This window comes from Tahibacter aquaticus (genome assembly GCF_004363655.1).
Classification (GTDB): domain Bacteria; phylum Pseudomonadota; class Gammaproteobacteria; order Xanthomonadales; family Rhodanobacteraceae; genus Tahibacter; species Tahibacter aquaticus.
The window spans coordinates 157,325-175,240 of sequence record NZ_SNZH01000014.1; the positions used below are offsets into that span (position 1 = coordinate 157,325).

The following is a 17,916-nucleotide window of genomic DNA, read 5'->3' on the forward strand; positions in this document are numbered from 1 at the left end:
GCCTGGCCCAGGCAAACCGCCGCGTCAGGCGGGCCGCAGCCAGGCTGTTGCAGCAGCGGACGGCGGGGGCGCGGCCCCGGAACGAGGAAATCCGCGGAATAACGCGTTTGCGCGCTATCCTTCGCGCCCCGAATCACGCGGTAACCGCAATGCCCCTGCTGCAACTACGCCAAGTCGACTACAGCGTCGGCGGACCTCTGCTGCTCGACCAGCTCGAATTCACCCTGGACGCGAACGAGCGTGTCTGCGTCGTCGGCCGCAACGGTGCCGGCAAATCGACCCTGATGAAACTGATCGCGGGCGAGATCAAGCCCGACGACGGCGTGATCCAGGTCGAAGGCGGCACGCGCATTGCGCGGCTGGCGCAGGAGGTTCCGCAGAACACCAGCGGCACGGTATTCGAAGTGGTCGCCCAGGGCCTGGGCGAGCTGGGCACCTGGCTGGCCCAGTTCCATCACCTCAGCCATCACCTGGACGTGCCGGGCAATACCGATGCCATGGCCGACGTGCAGGCGCGCATCGAAGCGGTGCGCGGCTGGGATCTGGACCGCCGCGTCGGCGATGTGCTGCAGCGCCTGGACCTGCCCGAGGACCTGGAGTTTTCCGCACTGTCCGGCGGCATGAAGCGCCGCGTGCTGCTGGCCCAGGCCCTGGTGCAGGCGCCTGACGTGCTGCTGCTGGACGAGCCGACCAATCACCTGGACATCGAATCCATCGCCTGGATGGAAGAGTTCCTGCGCCAGTTCCGCGGCAGCATCGTGTTCATCACCCATGACCGCAGCTTCCTGCGTGCGCTGGCCACGCGCATCGTCGAGATCGACCGCGGCAAGCTGACCAGCTGGCCCGGCGACTACGACAACTACCTGCGCCGGCGCGAAGAGCGCCTGCATGCGGAAGCGCAGGAAAACGCGCGCTTCGACAAGCTGCTGGCGCAGGAAGAGGTGTGGATCCGCCAGGGCATCAAGGCGCGGCGCACCCGCGACGAAGGCCGCGTGCGCCGGCTCAAGCTGATGCGCTCGGAGCGTGCCGAACGGCGCGAGCTGGGCGGCAATGTGCGCATGGAACTGGCCGATGCAGGCCGTTCGGGCAAGCGCGTGATCGAGGCCAAGGACGTCTACTTCGCCTTTGCGCGCCGCCCGATGGTGGTGAATTTCTCCTGCAATATCCAGCGCGGCGACCGCGTCGGCATCATCGGACCGAACGGTTCGGGCAAGACCACCTTGCTCAACCTGATGCTGGGCCAGCTGCAGCCCGACCGCGGCGAGATCAGCCTGGGCACCAATCTGGAAATCGCCTATTTCGACCAGCACCGCATCCAGCTGCGCGACGACCTGAACGCGCTGGACAACGTGTCGGAAGGACGCGAGTTCATCGAGATCAACGGTTCGCGCAAGCACATCATCGGTTACCTGCAGGATTTCCTCTTCACGCCGGATCGCGCACGTGCGCCGATCACCGCCCTGTCCGGCGGCGAACGCAACCGCCTGCTGCTGGCCAAGCTGTTCGCCAAGCCGTCCAACCTGCTGGTGATGGACGAACCGACCAACGACCTCGACGTGGAAACGCTGGAACTGCTGGAAGACCTGCTGGGCGACTATTCCGGCACCTTGCTGCTGGTCTCGCACGACCGTGCCTTTATCGACAACGTGGTGACCAGTTCGCTGGTGCTCGAAGGCGACGGCCGCATTGCCGAGTATGTCGGCGGCTACAGCGACTGGCAGCGCCAGCGTCCGCGCGCACGCGCGGCGGAAAAACCCGCTGCAGCCACGCTGACCAAGTTCGAGGCGGCAACCGCCGCACCGAAGAAGAAGCTCAGCTTCAAGGACCAGCGCGAGCTGGAGCAGCTGCCGCTGCGCATCGAACAGCTGGAAAAACGCCTGGGCGAAATGAGCGCAGCCATGAACGAACCCGCGTTCTTCCAGCAGCCGCAGCCGGCCATTGTCGCGCTGAACCAGCAGTTGGCGGCGCTGCAGGCCGAGCTGGAAGTCGCTTATGCGCGCTGGCAGGAACTGGAAGGCTAGCTTGGTTTGCCAGTCTCATCGGCGGCAGGCCGGCCCGGCCCGCCGCTGGCCCGGTGCCGGCCTCGTCCTTGCTGCCGGCTCTCGCCGATCGGGTCGGCTTATGTGCAAGAGCCCGAGGTGTTTTCGCCAACTGCGCGCGGGCCAATGTTATAACCCTCTGGATTTATAAGAATTCATCTGTCCCCGTCGCTTGCAAGAATTGCAAGCCGCGTGTTGGCGCCACAGTGCCGGATCGCTACTATTCGGTTAAGCGGCATTGGGGGAAGCATGGGCGAAGGAAGGGATGGCGAAATGCCGCTGGCAGAACTGGTCCAACGCATAGGCCAGGGAGACCGGCAAGCCGAAGACCTCTTCGTCCAGAGGTTCCGCAACGGTATCCAGCAGCTGGTACGCCGGGCCTGCCGTCCGCGCGATCCGCAGGTGGACGACCTCGCCCAGGATGTGGTCCTCATCGTGCTGCAGCACCTGCGTGCGCGCCAGCTGGACAAGCCCGATGCCCTGCCTGCCTTTATCCGTTCCACCGTCGTCCTGGTCTGCAGGGCCGAATACCGCAAGCGCGGCCGGCGTGGCGACACTCTGCCGATCGAGGCCGCGGCCACGGCGAGCGACGGCGAGGATCCGGCGGCAAACCTGCACTCGGCCCAGCTCACCGACACGATCCGCGATCTGCTGCGCCACCTGCCGAAGCTGCGCGACCGCGAATTGCTGCAGCGCTTCTATCTGGAGGAGCATTCCAAGGAAGACGTCTGTCGCATCCTGGGTATCGATCCCTCGCATTTTCATCGTGTCGCCTACCGTGCACGCGAACGCATACGGGAGATTCTCGAATCCCGCGGCCTGGGCCGGCCCGAATGAGACAATCGCACGCATGACGACACTTAGTGCTCTGCAGGGGCCGAAATCGATGTACCGGAGGTCCCCATGATCGACCTTGATCTATCGTCGCGCGCGTCTGCCTGGCTGGAACGGGCCTGGCTGGCACGCTATCTGGATCGGAGTCTGGACGACGACGAAACAGCCCGTTTCGAAGCCTATGTTCTGGACAAGCCCGATCTTCTGCGCGACATCGAGGCGGACAACGACCTGCGCGACAGCCTGGCCGCCGCTGGTCCTGAGCTGCTTGCCGCAGAACCTGCCGACAACACACTGCCGGCAGCGGTACCCGCGCGCCGGCGGCGCCCGGCGCTGGCCGCCGGACTGGCGCTGGCCGCATCGCTGCTGGTCGGCCTGGGCCTGGGCAGCCAGTGGCACGGCGGCCAGCGCGACGCGATAGAGGCCAGCCCGGGCCGGGTCGTATTCGATACCTTGCGCGGCGAGGCGCTGAAGCCGCGCTGGGAGTTCGCCACCGCGGGCAAGCCCGACGAAATGCTGATCGTCGATATATCCGTGGCTTCGGATGCACAGAAGGTTTCCGTGCAATTGCCCGACGGCAGCCAGCGCGTGCTGCGTGTCTCGTCCGAGGGTTTTGCCACCTTCATCGCACCGCGCGCGCTGCTGGCCGGCAAGACCGTGCAGATGAGCGTGACCGGTGCCGATGGCCGGCAGCTGCAGCGCAGCCTGGAGTTCAGCGGCGGCGGCTGAGTTTGCTGCTGCCGGGCCGAGCAATGACCTGCCGAGTTCTTGCAGCCTGCACAGGCTGCAGGCGGTATCTTGCAAACTGCCCCGTGACCGGCCTCGGCATAATTCAGTAATTTGTTGGTTTTGCGGTGATTTATGCCGGTCTGGGCGATTGGCACGAATGCTGAGTGGATGACTGCAACGCGAATTTAGCCGCAGGAGTCCCGCATGAACCCGACCCGTTCTGTCTACCGCACCGCAGACGTCCATCAGCTGCTGGCCGAAACCGTCCGTCATCTGGCCGATGCGCGCGAGTTCTATCTGCATGCGTCGCGCTCGGTGCTCGACGCCGAGATTCGCCATGCCTTCGCCTTCTCTGCCGAAGCCCAGTCGGCTTTGCTGCAATCCCTGCAGCAGTCCGTGCCGGCGGCGCGGCTGGACGGCGAGCAACCGCCGTCGGTGTTCGCGGCTATCGCCGGGCAGTTCGACGGCCGCCGACCGCAGGCTGCGGCGCGCGAGCTGCATGCCCTCGACATGGACCTGATGCAGCGCATCGAAGCACTGTTCGCCAACTACCCCGACATGAACGTGCGCGCCGCACTGAAAAAGCATGTGCTGACCATCCAGCGGGCCGGTGACGCCACCCGCCGCCTGGCCCTGCGCAACGTCGCCTGAGCGCTCAGGAAACCCGTCATGGAAGCCTCGCTGCCCAGCAAGATCGCCGCTGCCATTGCCCTCGCAATGGCTGGCCTGACCTCCGCCAGTTCCATCGTCGCCGACGCGCCTACCGTGCCGTCGATCGAACTGGATCGCTACGTCGGCACCTGGTACGAGCAGGCCCGCCTGCCGAACCGTTTTCAGCGCGACTGCGTGCGCGATGTCAGTGCGAGCTATGCGCTCAACGACGACGGTTCGATCAACGTGACCAACCGTTGCGTGCGTGCTGACGGCAGCGAGGAAACGGCCAAGGGATTGGCCACAGTGCCGGACCTGAGCCAGCCGGGACAGCTTGCCGTGACCTTCATGCCCAAGGGGCTGCGCTGGCTGCCCTTCACTCAGGCGCAGTATCGCGTCGTGGCGCTGGATCCGGACTACCGCTGGAGCATCGTCGGCGGCGAAGATCGCAAGTACCTGTGGCTGCTGACGCGCGAGCCGGCCATCGATTCCGTACAGCGGGGCCTGCTGCTCGACAAGGCACGCGAGCTGGGCTACGACACGGCGCAACTGCAGTTCAGCAGTCACTGAACGGCGCGCGCCTGCAGCGGTCGGGCCATCGACCAGGCCGTTTTCCCAAAAGGCGCTTCGGCGCCTTTTTCGCACCGTGAAGTTCTGCCTTTTGCCACGCCGGCCGACACAGGCAGGAAGAAGCGCTTGCCGCCGATGGTGCCTGTGCCTGTGCCGGTTAGCGATCGGGCAGGGTGGTGACACCTTGGTCCGTCGCCGGCAAGCCGCCACGGCTGCCTTTCTTCCCTGAGAGAATCGCCGCGCGACACACACGTGTAGCGATGCAGGAGTAAATCCTCTTCTGCCTGCAGCGGCCGTCGGCCGCTGTCGCCGTTGCCCTCCGCAAGACGTTGTTGCCATACACCTTCCCGTGCTGTCTGGCCGCAGGAGAACGCCATGTCGTTTCTTAAGGATCTGATCGGCAAGCTCGCCGGCGAAAAAACCGCCGATTTCGAATTCCTGTTCCTGCCCTCGCAACAGCCGCCGCTGGATCTGGCCACCGACAGCCACTACGTGCGCATTTCGCTGCGTGCCGCGCGGATTACCGATGTGCGCAAGTGGACTACCAAATACAGCCCGGTCGTGCATGCGCGCTTCAATTTCATCGAACGGCGCAAGGGCGAGCAGGAAGTGCTCAGCGTGGTCGCGCCGAACAAGGTGTTCGAAGCGCTGGACGCGGCGCATGCGGAGCGCCTGATCGTGCTCGACCAGCCCCTGCTCGGGCCGGTGCCGTATCGCGGTGGCATGGAGCTGGAAATCGGCCTGTTTTCGTTCGGTGCGGCCGACCTGGCCCAACCCTATCTGGAACTGCTCGGCGACTTGAGCAAGGCCGCCGGCGTTGCCTTCATCAGCCAGATCGAGCCATTCCTGGCGCCGTTGCGCCGCGGTGCCGAACTGCTGTTCGACCAGAACCGCTCGGTGCTGGAAATCGGCATCGCGCTGGGCCAGGCGCAGTGGCAGGCCGGCACCTACGTGGTGGCGCGCGTGCCCAAGGGCACGCTGGCGCCGGGCGCATACAGCCTGGACGCCAAGGACTACAAGCTGCTGGACAAGAACAGGCAGCCGGCACCGTTTCCCTATTTCGTCTTCGCCGTGGAAGCACTGGAACAGCGGGCCGACTACGCGCGCATTCCCGATGTGCGCGACGGCTGGGAGTCTGTGCGCAGCGTCGCCAGCGAAGGCCGTCCACCCGGCGAAGTGCGCCAGCGCTTCAACGAGTTCCGCCGTCGCGTCTGGCTTTGCGCCGATCTGCTGGCCGCCGACAAACCGCGCATCCTGGATATTTTCAGCCGCGAGATCGCCGGTGCCGGCTACGACGTCGCCGCGCCGCTGGAGATGGCCGGGCTGGAAGGCATGCCGCGCCCGCGGCTGCGGCCACTGCCTGGTGCGGAGCAGGTGCTGGCCGTGCTTTCGCCACCCGCAGCCGGCCTGCAGGGCGCCGCCTTCGCCGAAGGCGTGCGCGCGGCCGCCGCGCCGCGCATCTCGGTGGCCGAGCTGCAGCGCAAGATGCGCGACCCGGGCATCAGCGACGAAGAGCTGCGGCCGTATTTCACCGCGGCGCCGAACGCATCGCGGCCGTTTGCGCCGTCCATCATTCCCAACCCGGACACGGTCGATGTCGCCGCACCGGGCGACGGCCTGGAAGGCGCGATGATGATGGACTGGGCCAACTCCTGGGCCCGTTCCCGGCGCAAGCGCGAGTTCAAGCGGCGCCTCGGCCGCGGCGATTCGCGCCCGATACTCGTGTCCGAAGGCGACTCCTGGTTCCAGTTCCCCATCATGCTCAAGGACGTGATCGACAATGTGGACGAGTGGTACAACGTCTGGAGCGTCGATTCGGCCGGCGACACCTTGCAGAACATGGTGCTGGACAATGCCGAGTACATGCAGGCGCTGCGCGAGCACAAGGGCAAGGTGCGGGCCTTCCTGTTTTCCGGCGGCGGCAACGACGTGGTCGGCGAAGACGCCCAGGGCAATTCCATCATCGGCCAGATCGTGCGGCCGTTCGAGGCCGGCCGCCCGGTGGAGTGGTACCTGGATACCGACGGTGTGCGCGAAAAGCTCGATTTCATCGAATCCTGCTACCGCCAGGTGGTCGGCAACGTGGCGCGCGAGTTTCCCAGCCTGCCTATCCTCTGTCACGGTTACGACCGGGCCATTCCCGGCGGCGCACCCGGCGACCCGCGCCATGCCATCTGGGCCAGCCAGGACGAATGGATGGGCAAGGCGATGCGCGAACAATTGCACATTGCTGACCCGGCCCTGCGCCGCGCTATCGTTTCCCTGCTGATCGACCGCTTCAACGAGCGCATCCAGCGCGTCTGCGGCGGTAACAATGCCCAGGGCGCCTTCCGCAATGCCTGGCATGTCGATGTGCGCGGCACGCTGAGCGAACTGCGTCACTGGGCCGACGAGCTGCATCCCACCGACGCGAGCTTCGTACGCGTGGCGGCGCTGTTCCGCGACGTGCTGGAGCAGGCCGGCGTAGCCGGGGTAGAAACCGAAAGCGTGGCTGGCCGGCGCGAGCCCACGGTCGTAGATCCGGGCCACGATGCCGCTGCCGACGCTGTCGCGCTCGACGAAAACGCTCTGGAAGCCGCGGACGTCTCATCGCTCGAAGGCGTCAGCAACTGGCGCGTCGCGGCCAGCCTGCTACAGCTGCGCCAGCAGATCAACACGCGCTTCCCGCTGCGCAGCAAGGCCAGCGACGGCACCATTGGCGATCCCAGCCACCAGACCCGCGCGTCCGATCACAACCCCTGGATACGCACCGGCAACACGGGCGTGGTGTCGGCCATGGACATCACCCACGACAAGGCCAACGGCTGCGACGGCGAATGGCTGGCCACGCAGCTGCGCAACAGCCGCGACAGCCGCATCAAATACATCATCTGGAACCGGCGCATCTGCAATGCCTCGCCGATCGGCGAGGCCGCGGCCTGGGAATGGCGTGCATATACCGGCAGCAATGGGCATACCCACCACGTGCATCTGTCGGTACAGGCCGAGCCGGCGCTGTACGATTCGGCGGCGGCCTGGGATCTGGGGGCATAGACCAGGGCGCAAGCCGCGCGGCCGGTTCAGCCACGCGGCTTGCGCGTTGAATTTCTGGCGCTGGTTTCACTGGGGCCTGCGGATTTTGCTTTGGCCGCCTTGGCCCTGGGCGTGGCAGCTGCCTTGGCGGCTTTGCCAGCGGACGCCGGTTTCTTCGCTGCTTTCGGCCTGGCCGACGGTTTCGCATTCGCCTTGCGCAGCGCGGCGGCAAACGCGCGCCGCGCCCAGGGCGTCATGGCTTCGGTGGAATCCATCGCCTCGTCGGGTACCGTCCAGTAACTCATCTGCACCGTCTTGTCCTTGCCCTCGTACGTCCAGGCTTCGCAGCCGGCGGCAGCGAAGGCGGCGCGTGTTTCGGCGTCGACTTTCAGGAACAGGCGCTGCTCGAAGGCGAGCGCGAACATCAGGCCGTCGTAGTAGATGCCATGGCCGCCGAACATGCGCCGCAGGCTGACCTTGCCCAGGCCCGACAGCAGTTCCTGCAGATAGTCGATGAAGCTGTTGTCGCTGGACATGAGGGCCTGTTTTCCGGTGGGCTTCGCAGTGCCGTAAAGCCTAACCTGCCGCGGCGGCCTCATCGCATCAGATAGGGCGCGATCGTTTCGGCCAGCCAGTTCATGAAAACCTGTACGCGCCTGGGCAGGTGGCGGCGGTGGGCGTAGAGGATGGAAACCGGCATCGGCTCGGCGCGCCATTGCGGCAATACTTCCACCAGTTCACCTTTTGCCAATAGCGTTCGCATGCCGACATCGGGCGCCTGGATCAGGCCCAGCCCGGCCAGGCAGGCGGCACGATAGGCTTCGGAATTGTTGACCACGAGCGAGACCGGCATGTCCAGGGTATGCACCTGGCCCTGGGCATCGACGTATTCGAAGGGTTCCGGCCGTGCGCCGAGCACGTTGGCATAGCCGATGAGTTGGTGCCGGGCAAGGTCTTCCAGCCGCTGCGGCCGGCCGTGGGTTTCCAGGTAGGCGCGGCTGGCCACGCTGACGATGCGGAAGCGCCCCAGTGGCCTTGCCACCAGGCTGGAATCGGCCAGCGTGCCCACGCGCACGACACAGTCGAAGCCTTCGCGTACCAGATCGACGCGGCGATCGGTGCTGCTCAGTTCCACGCTGAGCCCCGGGTGCGTGGCGAGGAAACCGGGCAGTCGCGGCATCACGATGCTGCTGGCCAGACCGATGGACATGTCGACACGCAGGCGGCCGGTATACGCCGACTCGCCGAGCTGGAACATGCTCTGCAGCTCGTCCACGTCGGCGAGCAGATCCTGCGCGCGTTCGTAATACGCCTGGCCGTCCTGGGTCAGCTGCACGCGCCGTGTCGTGCGCTGCAGCAGGCGCGTACCCAGCCGCGCTTCCAGCTGCTGTACCGCGGTGGAGACCGAGGCCTTGGGTAGACCGAGCCGGTCGGCGGCCTGGGTAAAGCTCGATAGTTCGGCTACGCGCAGGAAGATCTGGACCGCGTCGAACAGGTTCATGCGGCAGGCCATTTATTCGGATCTGGCGAACAGTCTAAACGGATAGTCCGCATTTATCCGCCACGATCCGGCAATGACAATGGCGCCACGACACCGCCCGGTGTCGCTTTTCCCCGATCGGAGCAGACCATGACACGCAAGATTGCACTGATTACCGGCGGCAGCCGCGGCCTGGGCCGCAGTGCTGCGCTCAAGCTCGCCGCCCAGGGCGTCGACCTCGTATTGACCTATCGCCAGCGCGCCGACGAAGCAGCCAGCGCCGTGGCCGAGGTCGAAGCCCTGGGCGGCAAGGCCGTTGCGCTGGCGCTGGACGTCGGCGCGGTCGGCACGTTCGCTGCCTTCGCCACGGCGCTGCACACGCAATTGCAGACGCATTGGCAGCGCGACAGTTTCGACTTCCTCGTCAACAACGCCGGCGTGGGCGCGCATGCGACCATTGCCGACACCACTGAAGCGCAGTTCGACGAACTCATGAACGTGCATTTCAAAGGGGTGTTCTTCCTCACCCAGAGCCTGCTGCCGCTGCTCGCCGATGGCGGCCGCATCGTGAATATTTCCAGCGGCCTTGCGCGCTTTGCCTTGCCGGGCTATGCCGCCTACGCGGCGATGAAGGGTGCCATCGAAGTGCTGACGCGCTACCTCGCCAAGGAACTTGGCCCGCGCGGCATCGCCGTGAACACCCTGGCGCCTGGCGCAATCGAGACCGATTTCGGCGGCGGTGCCGTGCGCGACAACAGCGCCCTGAACGCGTTCGTCGCTGCACAGACCGCGCTGGGCCGCGCCGGCCGGCCCGACGATATCGGCGGCGCGATTGCCCTGCTGCTGGCGCCGGACAGCGGCTGGATCAATGCGCAGCGCATCGAAGCCTCGGGCGGCATGTTTCTCTGACGCGCGAGACGGCGGACCTGCGCGGCCGATTGCCTGCAACGGATAAATCGGACGAGCGATTGGCTTCCGATCTGTCCGTTGCAGGCCACTACAGCGGTTTGTGGAAATAGGTCGTCGCGCAGAATGTGCCGTCGGGCATCAGTGCATAGTTCGGAATGCTGCCGACACGCTGCCAGCCCGCGCGCTGGTACAGCCGTTCTGCATCGCCTCCGCTGACAGTGTCGAGTACCAGTACGCTTTTTCCCGCGGCGCGCGCCAGCTGTTCGATTTCCGCCATCAGCCGCTGCGCTACACCGCGGCGGCGCGCGCTGCGATGCACCAGCATCTTGGCCACGTCGGCGCGGTGCGGCTGGTTGTCGGGCAGGGCGACGACCAATTGCACGGTGCCGACGATGCGTCCGTCGCCATGCCGGGCCACCAGCAACAGGCGTTCGCCGCGCGCGACGGCGTCGGCGACGGCGTGCCAGAACGCCACAGCGCGCTGCCGCGGCAACGGCAGCAGGAAACCGACCGAGGCGCCGCCTTCGACGCAGTCGGCCAGCAGGTCGGCCAGCGCCTCGACCGATTGCCTGGCCTGTTCGCCGCTGAGGCGGCAGATGCCGATGTCTTCGTTCATACGAGTTCGCTTCGCCGCGGCCCCGGCAGCAAGTGGGTGACCTTTTGCCGCAGCAGCTGTACCAGCACCGGATCCATGTAGTCGTACTCGTCGGGAATATCCAGGCAGACGACGCGCTTGCCGTTCAGGTGCGCGCGGAATTTCTTCGCCAGCTTGTTGCGATGGGATTTCTCCATCACGAAGATCAGCTCGGCCCAGTGCAGCAACTCCGGCGACAGCGGCACCTCGGCCTCGGCGTTCAGTCCGGCCGACTGCACCTCGATGCCCGGCCAGTCGGAAAACACCTGCTCGGCAGTGGGACTGCGCAGGCGGTTCTGGCTGCACAGAAACAGCACGTTCTTGCTCACGGCAGCTACCTGCTCGACGACGCCAGGGGGCGTGGCTTGCGACCCTATGTCAGCCCGCTCCAGACATGCAAGCGCGCCTCGGCCGGTGACCGGCACTGCGCCGGCACCATCGCTGGCGGCAGCGTGGGCAGGCAATGGCGAAGTGTTTGTGTAGGCATGGCCAAGCCGGGTCCGGGGCCTGCCCGCGCCGGCCCCGGGCAAGCTGTGTCGATCACACCGCGCCGATGAAGCGATGCCGCAGATTGAAAGAAGTGCATTGTTAATAAAACGGTATTGATCACGTTGTCTGCCAGATCTCGAGAGTCTCTGTCAGGCGCCGCAAAAGCGCACGACGAACGATCTCTGGCCGGCGCATCCGCGCTGGCCGACTGTGAGGAGAAAGGCAATGAAGGCTCTGTTGGTTTTTGGTCTGGTGGCGGCATCCCTGGTCAGCACGCAAGCATCGGCGGTCGAGCACTACGCGCGCTGCCAGTCCTGTACAGGCGGCCCCAATACCGGCGCATCGTGGTATGCCGCCGCGGTGGCGCTGGCCCAGGCCAGCAATGCCCAGGAAGATGACTATCTCGTGGTCTGCAAGCAGTCGAATCCGACCTACTCGGTGCTGGGCATCTACCTCGTCGTGCATGATCCGGTCGCCAATTCCAGCCATATCTCGTGGCACAGCTCGATTGGCTACGACGCGGGCTGCGACGATTTCAACGTCTGATCCGGCACGGCAGCGGCGGCCCTCTCGCCTTTTCGGCAGGGGGCCGTTCTGCTCTCTGCTGCAGATGCCAGCGGTGTCGCCGTTGCAGCAAGCAATCGCCGCTGCCGGCGCTGCGGCGGCCGTCAATCGGGCAGATCGGAACTCGGTCACGAAAACGAGTGATCACATCCGCTGCCGAATTGCGAGAGTAGCTGTCGCAGCGTGGCAAACGTGCGCGGCTCTTCTGCCGCAATGCAGCATTTTTCGACCGATGCACAGACTGTAAAGATTCACAGGTACAGATGACGGCGATGCGGCTCCGGTTGCTGCGCCGACGTATACGAACGGAGAGCCTCACGATGGTATTTTCGTCGCATCGACTGCGTCGTTACGGGATTGCCGTGCTGCTGAGCGGCGCCGTGCTGCTGCTCTATCTGGCGTGGCCGCGCCTGCAACCGGCCAGTAACGACAAGGCAGGGCGCACAGGCAGCACTGCCGATGTTGCCGGGGCAAATGCCGATACCGCCGACGCGACGGCAGTGCGCGCCACCATGCCATCTGTGCGCGCTGGCGCGCCCGCGCTGTTCGAACAGGTACTGGCCGAGTTCGCCGCCAACGAACTGTCGGCGGCGCCGCTCGGTGCGCGTCACTTCGATGCGTTGCTGCAGGCGGCCAAAAACGGCGATACGTGCGCGGCGCGGCTGCTGCATGCGGGCCTGAGCCGCTGCCGTCTGCGCCCATCGCAGGAAGAATATGCCCGGCTGCGCGACAGCATTCCGGAGCAGGGCAAAAGCCTGATGAATCGCCGTGCGATGGACGAACTGATGCGCGACTGCGGCGGCTACAGCGATCGCCAGCTCGCCTCGGACTGGGAAGTCGTGCGCGTTGGTGCCGAATTCGGCGATAACGAATTGCGCGTTGCCTATGCGCTGCTCGATCCGGGCAGCGAGCGCAGCCTCGAGGCGCGCCTGCAGAACCGGCGCGGCGAACAGCGCCAGCGCGCACTGGGCTTCCTGCAGCAGGCCGCTGCGCAAGGCTATGCCGACGCCTATCTCGCGCTCGGCGATGCCTATGCACGCGGCCTGGGTACTGCGGCAGACCCGCTGCGTGCGGCGGCCTACAAACTGGCCTGGCTGCAACAGCTACAGGCCAACGGCGCGACGGCGACGGAAATCGTCAGTTTCCGCGCCAGCGTCGAGCGCGAATTCGCGCAGCAGAGCGACAACGAACGGTTTCAGGCCAGCGCATTCGCGCAGGCCATACTGCGAGGAGAAAGGCAATGAAGGCGTTGCTTCTGTTCGGTTTGATCGGCGGCGCCCTGGTCAGCGCGCAGGCATCGGCGGCAATTTATGTGGATCGCTGACAGACCTGTACCGGCGGTGCCAGCAGCGGTGCCTCCTGGTTAGCCAAGGCGGTCGCAGTGGCACAGGCGAACAATGCGCAGGAAGACGACCTGGTCTGGCTGTGCAAAGACTTGAATGGTGGTTCGACTGCCGTCGCCGGATACATCGTCACTCGCGATCCGTCGTCAATTCGGGCGATATTGCCTGGACCTTTACTCAGGGCTATGTCGATGTGGATTGCGACGGGCTGGGCTACTGACCGACAGACTCGCGGCCCTCTCTCTCGGCGGAGAGGGCCATGCTGGCTTGAGCCAGCGTGGCCGTGCTTTTCGGGCGGCCTGGCGCGGGCGGTCGATATTCGCTATCCGGCGGCCTCATTGCCCGCCGCTTTCTTGCTGAGGTAGTTGCGTTCCGCCACGCTGGGCGTCCGTGCCGCGGCGGCGCGGAACTGTGCCGCTGCCTGCGCGCGCTCGCCGGCCATTTCCAGCAGATGGGCGTGGACCGCAATCAGGCGGTAGTGGTTGGCAATGCGAGTGTCCTGCTGCAGCCGCCGCAACAGGGCAAGTCCGGCGGTCGCGCCTTGTGTCATGGCCACCGCGACGGCGTGATTCAGCGCGATCATGGGATTGACGTCGATGCGCAGCAGTACCGTATACAAGGCAACAATCTGCGGCCAGTCGGTATCTTCGGCACGGCCGGCTTCGTCGTGTACGGCGGCAATCGCAGCCTGCAGCTGATACGGACCGACCTTGCCCCGGGGCAAGGTGCGGCTGATCAGCGCAATGCCTTCGGCAATGGCGGCGCGGTTCCAGCGGCGCCGGTCCTGCCCGGCCAGCGGAATCAGCTCGCCCTGGGCGCCGCAGCGTGCAGCGCGGCGTGCATCGGTCAGCAGCATCAGCGCGAGCAGGCCAGCGCTTTCGGCGTGATCGGGCAGGCGGTTCAGCAGCAGCCGTGTCAGGCGTATCGCTTCGGCGGCCAGGTCGTTGCGCTGCAGCGTAGGGCCGCTGGCGCTGGCATAGCCTTCGTTGAAGATCAGGTAGAGCACATGCAGCACCGCGGCAAGACGCTGCTCGCGTTCGTGCACCGTCGGGGTCTGGAACGGAATGCCGGAATCGCGGATGGTGCGCTTGGCCCGGCTGATGCGCTGGGCCAGGGTGGCTTCGGGCACCAGGAAGGCGCAGGCGATTTCGGCCGTGCTCAGGCCGCCGACCGCGCGCAGTGTCAGTGCAATTGCGCTGGCAGGGCTCAGCGCGGGGTGGCAGCACATGAACAGCAGGGGCAAGGTGTCGTCTTCGTCGCCGTCGTCGACGTATTCGGCCGGCGCGGCGATCTGCGTGTCGGCGCCAGCGTGGGTGAACAATTCGCTCTCGCGCTGGCGGCGTGCGATCTCGGCGCGCAGATGATCGCTCATGCGGCGCGAGGCGACCTGGATCAGCCAGGCCCGCGGGTGATCGGGCACGCCCTGTCCGGGCCATTGCAGGGCCGCGGCGAGCAAGGCTTCCTGTACCGCATCCTCGGACGCGCCGAAGTTGCCGTAGCGGCGAATGACTATGGCCAGCACCTGCGGCGCGAGTTCGCGCAGAAGGTGTTCGCAGGGGTTGCCCGGGTTATTCACGCGTCGTCCCGTTGGTAAGCCGTAGTCCACTGGGCGGCCCGCGCGGACCGCCCCCGCAGCAAGCCGGCGCGAGCGCTTCGTGCGGCCCTCGCAACAGAAAGGCAGCCTGCGGCAGCTGCGTTTGGCCGCGTTCTATTCTTCGCTGCCGAAGGCGCACATCACCTGGCGCACCTGTACCGGGAAATTCAGCGGCGTACCGCCGGGGTCGGGGCCGTGCGACCAGCGCGCCGCGATGTCGCAGGCGCGCTGCGCATTTTCCACATCGACAATCATATAGCCCGCCATGAACTCCTTGGCCTCGGCAAAAGGACCGTCGGTGATGGCTGGCGAGCCATCGGCCCTGGCTTGTACTTCCAGGGCGGCTTCCGGACCGGTCAGCCCTTGCGTGTCGACCAGTTCGCCGGCCTGTTCCAGGTCGGCGCGCATGCGGGCGAGGTAGTCCATATGCCGTGCGATGTCGGCTTGCGGCCAGGTTTCGATGCGGCCAACGCGCCAGCTGGCCAGGGGGAATTGCATCAGCAGCATGTATTTCATGAGGTTTCTCCGGTCGCAGGGCGGCCCACCATGGGCTTCCGGGGAATGAGTCGTGGCAGGGCGCCCATTCTCGACATGGCCAGGAAAGTTTTTGCGCAGCGGCCGGCCAGCGTGCGCTTCAGGCCGGTTCGGCGCAATCGCCACGCAACAGTGCGTCTTCGCGCCAGCGTGTGTTCAGCAGATCCCGGCTCTGGCGCAGCGGGCTGTGAGACCACTGCTGCCCGTGTGGGGAAGTTCGCCGCAGGACGGGATACCGCACGGCGCCATCGCCTGCACGATGGCTGTTGCAACGATGGCATCGGGGCAAGGCTGGCGCAGTGTGCCGAGGTGAGCAGCGCAGGGACGCCGTGCCTGCTTTACATGCAACCTTAAGGTTGCCTAACATCTGCCGCATGTCCATGGATGCGGTATTCAAGGCGCTGGCCGATCCCTCGCGCCGGGCTCTGCTCGACAGCCTGCACGCACGCACCGGCCAGACTCTCGGCGAGCTGTGTGCCGAGCACAGCATGTCGCGCCAGGCAGTCGCCAAGCACCTGCTGTTGCTGGAGCAGGCCAATCTCGTCGTCGTGCAATGGCGCGGGCGCGAGAAGCTGCACTACCTCAATCCGGTGCCTATCCATGACATCGCCGATCGCTGGATCGGCAAATTCGAACGCACGCGCCTGCGCGTGCTCGCCAAGCTCAAGCGCCGGCTTGAGGCGGAAATCGACGACAGCCAGGAGGATTGAGCAATGCCTGCGAAATTTGTCTATGTCACCTATGTGCGCACCACGCCGGAAAAGCTCTGGGATGCGCTGACCCAGCCGGAATTCACGCGCCAGTTCTGGGCCGGCTGCTGGCACGACTGCCGTTGGGAAAAAGGCGCATCGTGGAAACTGATGATTCCGGACGGACGCGTCGGCGATGCCGGCGAAGTGCTGGAGATCGACAGGCCGCGGCGCCTGGTGCTGAGCTGGAAGAATGTATTCATGCCGGATCTGCGCGACGAGCCGGCTACGCGCTGCACCATCGAACTGGAACGCGTCGGCGAGTCGGTCAAACTGACCTTGACTCACGAAGCCGACGATTCCGATTCGAAACTGCTGCAAGGCGTGTCGACGGGCTGGCCGCACCTGCTCGCCAGTGTCAAGAGCCTGATCGAGACCGGCGCGCCGCTGGAAGAGACGCGGCATTGGCCCGAGGGGATCTGAGCAGGATTTGGCGTCGCTTCGGCGCGGCGCTGGCCAGGGGGCGAGGGCCGATGGTCGGGCGGCTTTTCAGGGCGCGAGTGGGTCGCTAGCTCCCTGTTCTCGTGCTACCCGATTGCGCAAGAGTAGGGCGCGATGAGCGCAGCGAATTGCGCCGCAAGGCAATGACCACGGCGGACCTGCTCGAAGTCGCGCCGGTGCAATTCGCATTGCTTTTCGCCGCCCGTGAAACGAAAGCATTCCGCTTGACAGGGCCCCGCTCAGTTCGACGCCGGCTTGAACTGGCTACCGGGATCGACGAAGAACATGCGTTTCCAGCCCTGCGTGGCAGAACTGAAGCGCCAGGGCCGCGGCAGTAGCGACAGCACGGCGTAGTGCAGGTGTGGCGGCTTGCCGGCGGCATTGCCGCTGACGCCGACGCTGCCCACCGTGCTGCCGCTGTCGAGCACCTGCAGCGGCACCACGTTGTAGCTGTCCAGATGCGCGAAATAGTGGATGCGCCATTTCGGCCCGAGCACTGCGACCACCTTGCCGCCGAGGCCGAGTTCGCCGCGATAGATCACCACGCCGTAGCTGGCGGACAGCACCGGCCTGCCTTTGGGTGCGAAAATGTCGATGCCTTTGTGCACGCCGGACTTGCCCCAGGGTTCGTACCAGAACGATTGCGGGTTCCAGTCGCCGTAGCTGGCGCCTTGTACCGGAATCTGCGGATTTTCCGGCAACAGCAGGCCAGCCAGCAGGATGGCGGCGATCACGCCAAGCACCCGGCGCCAGCGCCGGCGTGGTGGGCGCCCGGGACTGGCAGATGCATCGCGAGGGCTGGCATCGGTGTTGTGCATGAAGTCCAGTTCTACAGGTTTACAAATAGCGCCAGCGCTGGCGCAAGCCCGCCAGATGCACCAGGCCGAAAACCAGGCAGATGGCCGAACTGACCAGCCAGAATGCAGGCGAATTGCCGGGGAAGTACGGCATCAGCACGACGAAGACAGTGCCGCGCAACAGATAGACCGCGGTAATCGCCGTCAGCACTGTGCGCCGCAACGGCAGGCGGCGCAGCACCCCGGCGCCGGACAGGGCATACAAGGCCCAGACCAGCAGCACGCCACTGATGACCAGCGTCGCCACGGTCGGATACCAGTGGCCGGCAGCGTCCATTTGCGCCATGCGTTCGCCCGCGCCGAGAAAGCGGTACCAGGGTGCGCCGAAGACAATGCAGGCCAGATGCAGCAAAGCGGCAGCCACGTCGAGTGCGGCCGCTGCGAGGAGGAAACGGTTGGGGCCTGGATTCATGGACTGGACAGAACGAAAAGGTCTGCCATGGTAACCGCTGCCGCTGCCGCTGCCGCTGCCGCTGCCGCTGCCGCT

The 17,916-nt window shown here is 65.7% G+C and carries 20 protein-coding genes; 11 read left to right on the top strand and 9 right to left on the bottom strand.

Annotated features, from left to right (window positions below):
- The first annotated feature begins 149 nt into the window (after positions 1–149).
- From DFR29_RS20785 to DFR29_RS20805, 5 genes are all read left to right on the top strand, one after another.
- Positions 150–2,021: an ATP-binding cassette domain-containing protein gene (locus DFR29_RS20785; protein WP_133820564.1), complete on the top strand. Its 1,872-nt coding sequence runs from the start codon at positions 150–152 to the stop codon at positions 2,019–2,021.
- 291 nt (positions 2,022–2,312) lie between these two features.
- Positions 2,313–2,876: an RNA polymerase sigma factor gene (locus DFR29_RS20790; RefSeq protein ID WP_166654240.1), complete on the top strand. Its 564-nt coding sequence runs from the start codon at positions 2,313–2,315 to the stop codon at positions 2,874–2,876.
- A gap of 66 nt (positions 2,877–2,942) precedes the next feature.
- Positions 2,943–3,602, top strand: a complete 660-nt coding sequence (locus DFR29_RS20795; RefSeq protein ID WP_133820566.1) for a hypothetical protein — start codon at positions 2,943–2,945, stop codon at positions 3,600–3,602.
- Positions 3,603–3,806: 204 nt separating this feature from the next.
- Positions 3,807–4,253, top strand: a complete 447-nt coding sequence (locus DFR29_RS20800) for a hypothetical protein (RefSeq protein WP_133820567.1) — start codon at positions 3,807–3,809, stop codon at positions 4,251–4,253.
- Between the two features lie 18 nt (positions 4,254–4,271).
- Positions 4,272–4,823, top strand: coding sequence for a lipocalin family protein (locus DFR29_RS20805; RefSeq protein WP_133820568.1), 552 nt, complete (start codon positions 4,272–4,274; stop codon positions 4,821–4,823).
- Here the strand turns inward: DFR29_RS20805 and DFR29_RS20810 are convergent.
- Positions 4,817–5,200, bottom strand: a complete 384-nt coding sequence (locus tag DFR29_RS20810; protein WP_133820569.1) for a hypothetical protein — start codon at positions 5,198–5,200, stop codon at positions 4,817–4,819. The genes DFR29_RS20805 and DFR29_RS20810 overlap by 7 nt on opposite strands.
- On the opposite strand from DFR29_RS20810, the gene DFR29_RS29730 reads away from it, so the two are divergent.
- The gene (locus DFR29_RS29730) at positions 5,199–7,856 is read left to right on the top strand and encodes a hypothetical protein (protein WP_208113672.1); all 2,658 of its coding nucleotides are present in this window, start codon (positions 5,199–5,201) and stop codon (positions 7,854–7,856) included. The genes DFR29_RS20810 and DFR29_RS29730 overlap by 2 nt on opposite strands.
- Positions 7,857–7,882: 26 nt before the next feature.
- Here the strand turns inward: DFR29_RS29730 and DFR29_RS20820 are convergent, their stop codons facing one another.
- Positions 7,883–8,371 (bottom strand): TfoX/Sxy family protein, encoded by a 489-nt coding sequence (locus DFR29_RS20820; RefSeq protein ID WP_133820570.1) that lies wholly within the window; start codon positions 8,369–8,371, stop codon positions 7,883–7,885.
- A gap of 59 nt (positions 8,372–8,430) precedes the next feature.
- A complete protein-coding gene (locus DFR29_RS20825) occupies positions 8,431–9,336 on the bottom strand; it encodes a LysR family transcriptional regulator (RefSeq protein ID WP_133820571.1) in 906 nt (301 codons plus the stop codon).
- A gap of 129 nt (positions 9,337–9,465) precedes the next feature.
- Between DFR29_RS20825 and DFR29_RS20830 the strand changes: the two genes are divergently transcribed.
- On the top strand, positions 9,466–10,224 hold the full coding sequence (locus DFR29_RS20830; RefSeq protein ID WP_133820572.1) for an SDR family NAD(P)-dependent oxidoreductase: 759 nt from the start codon (positions 9,466–9,468) through the stop codon (positions 10,222–10,224).
- 88 nt (positions 10,225–10,312) lie between these two features.
- On the opposite strand, the gene DFR29_RS20835 is transcribed toward DFR29_RS20830, so the two are convergent.
- Positions 10,313–10,840 carry a GNAT family N-acetyltransferase gene (locus DFR29_RS20835; RefSeq protein ID WP_133820573.1) on the bottom strand — a complete coding sequence of 176 codons (528 nt, stop codon included), beginning with the start codon at positions 10,838–10,840 and terminating at the stop codon, positions 10,313–10,315.
- Positions 10,837–11,187, bottom strand: a complete 351-nt coding sequence (locus DFR29_RS20840) for a low molecular weight protein tyrosine phosphatase family protein (RefSeq protein WP_133820574.1) — start codon at positions 11,185–11,187, stop codon at positions 10,837–10,839. Before DFR29_RS20840 ends, DFR29_RS20835 begins: the two co-directional genes overlap by 4 nt.
- Before the next feature lie 385 nt (positions 11,188–11,572).
- Here DFR29_RS20840 and DFR29_RS20845 point away from each other — a divergent pair, with 385 nt between their 5' ends.
- A complete protein-coding gene (locus tag DFR29_RS20845) occupies positions 11,573–11,893 on the top strand; it encodes a hypothetical protein (protein ID WP_133820575.1) in 321 nt (106 codons plus the stop codon).
- A gap of 338 nt (positions 11,894–12,231) precedes the next feature.
- Complete coding sequence (locus tag DFR29_RS20850; RefSeq protein WP_133820576.1) at positions 12,232–13,155, top strand: SEL1-like repeat protein; 924 nt, start codon at positions 12,232–12,234, stop codon at positions 13,153–13,155.
- A gap of 421 nt (positions 13,156–13,576) precedes the next feature.
- On the opposite strand, the gene DFR29_RS20855 is transcribed toward DFR29_RS20850, so the two are convergent.
- Both DFR29_RS20855 and DFR29_RS20860 read right to left on the bottom strand, forming a co-directional pair.
- A complete protein-coding gene (locus tag DFR29_RS20855) occupies positions 13,577–14,830 on the bottom strand; it encodes an RNA polymerase sigma factor (RefSeq protein ID WP_133820577.1) in 1,254 nt (417 codons plus the stop codon).
- Positions 14,831–14,962: 132 nt separating this feature from the next.
- The gene (locus DFR29_RS20860) at positions 14,963–15,364 is read right to left on the bottom strand and encodes a YciI family protein (protein WP_133820578.1); all 402 of its coding nucleotides are present in this window, start codon (positions 15,362–15,364) and stop codon (positions 14,963–14,965) included.
- 392 nt (positions 15,365–15,756) lie between these two features.
- Between DFR29_RS20860 and DFR29_RS20865 the strand changes: the two genes are divergently transcribed.
- Together DFR29_RS20865 and DFR29_RS20870 are read left to right on the top strand one after the other, a co-directional pair.
- A complete protein-coding gene (locus tag DFR29_RS20865; RefSeq protein ID WP_133820579.1) occupies positions 15,757–16,092 on the top strand; it encodes an ArsR/SmtB family transcription factor in 336 nt (111 codons plus the stop codon).
- Between the two features lie 3 nt (positions 16,093–16,095).
- Positions 16,096–16,554, top strand: a complete 459-nt coding sequence (locus tag DFR29_RS20870; RefSeq protein WP_133820580.1) for an SRPBCC family protein — start codon at positions 16,096–16,098, stop codon at positions 16,552–16,554.
- Between the two features lie 257 nt (positions 16,555–16,811).
- On the opposite strand, the gene DFR29_RS20875 is transcribed toward DFR29_RS20870, so the two are convergent.
- Entirely contained in the window at positions 16,812–17,306 is a 495-nt protein-coding gene (locus DFR29_RS20875; protein ID WP_208113673.1) for a M23 family metallopeptidase, read from the bottom strand.
- A 103-nt stretch (positions 17,307–17,409) separates the two neighbouring features.
- Complete coding sequence (locus DFR29_RS20880) at positions 17,410–17,841, bottom strand: hypothetical protein (RefSeq protein WP_133820582.1); 432 nt, start codon at positions 17,839–17,841, stop codon at positions 17,410–17,412.
- Between the last annotated feature and the right edge of the window lie 75 nt (positions 17,842–17,916).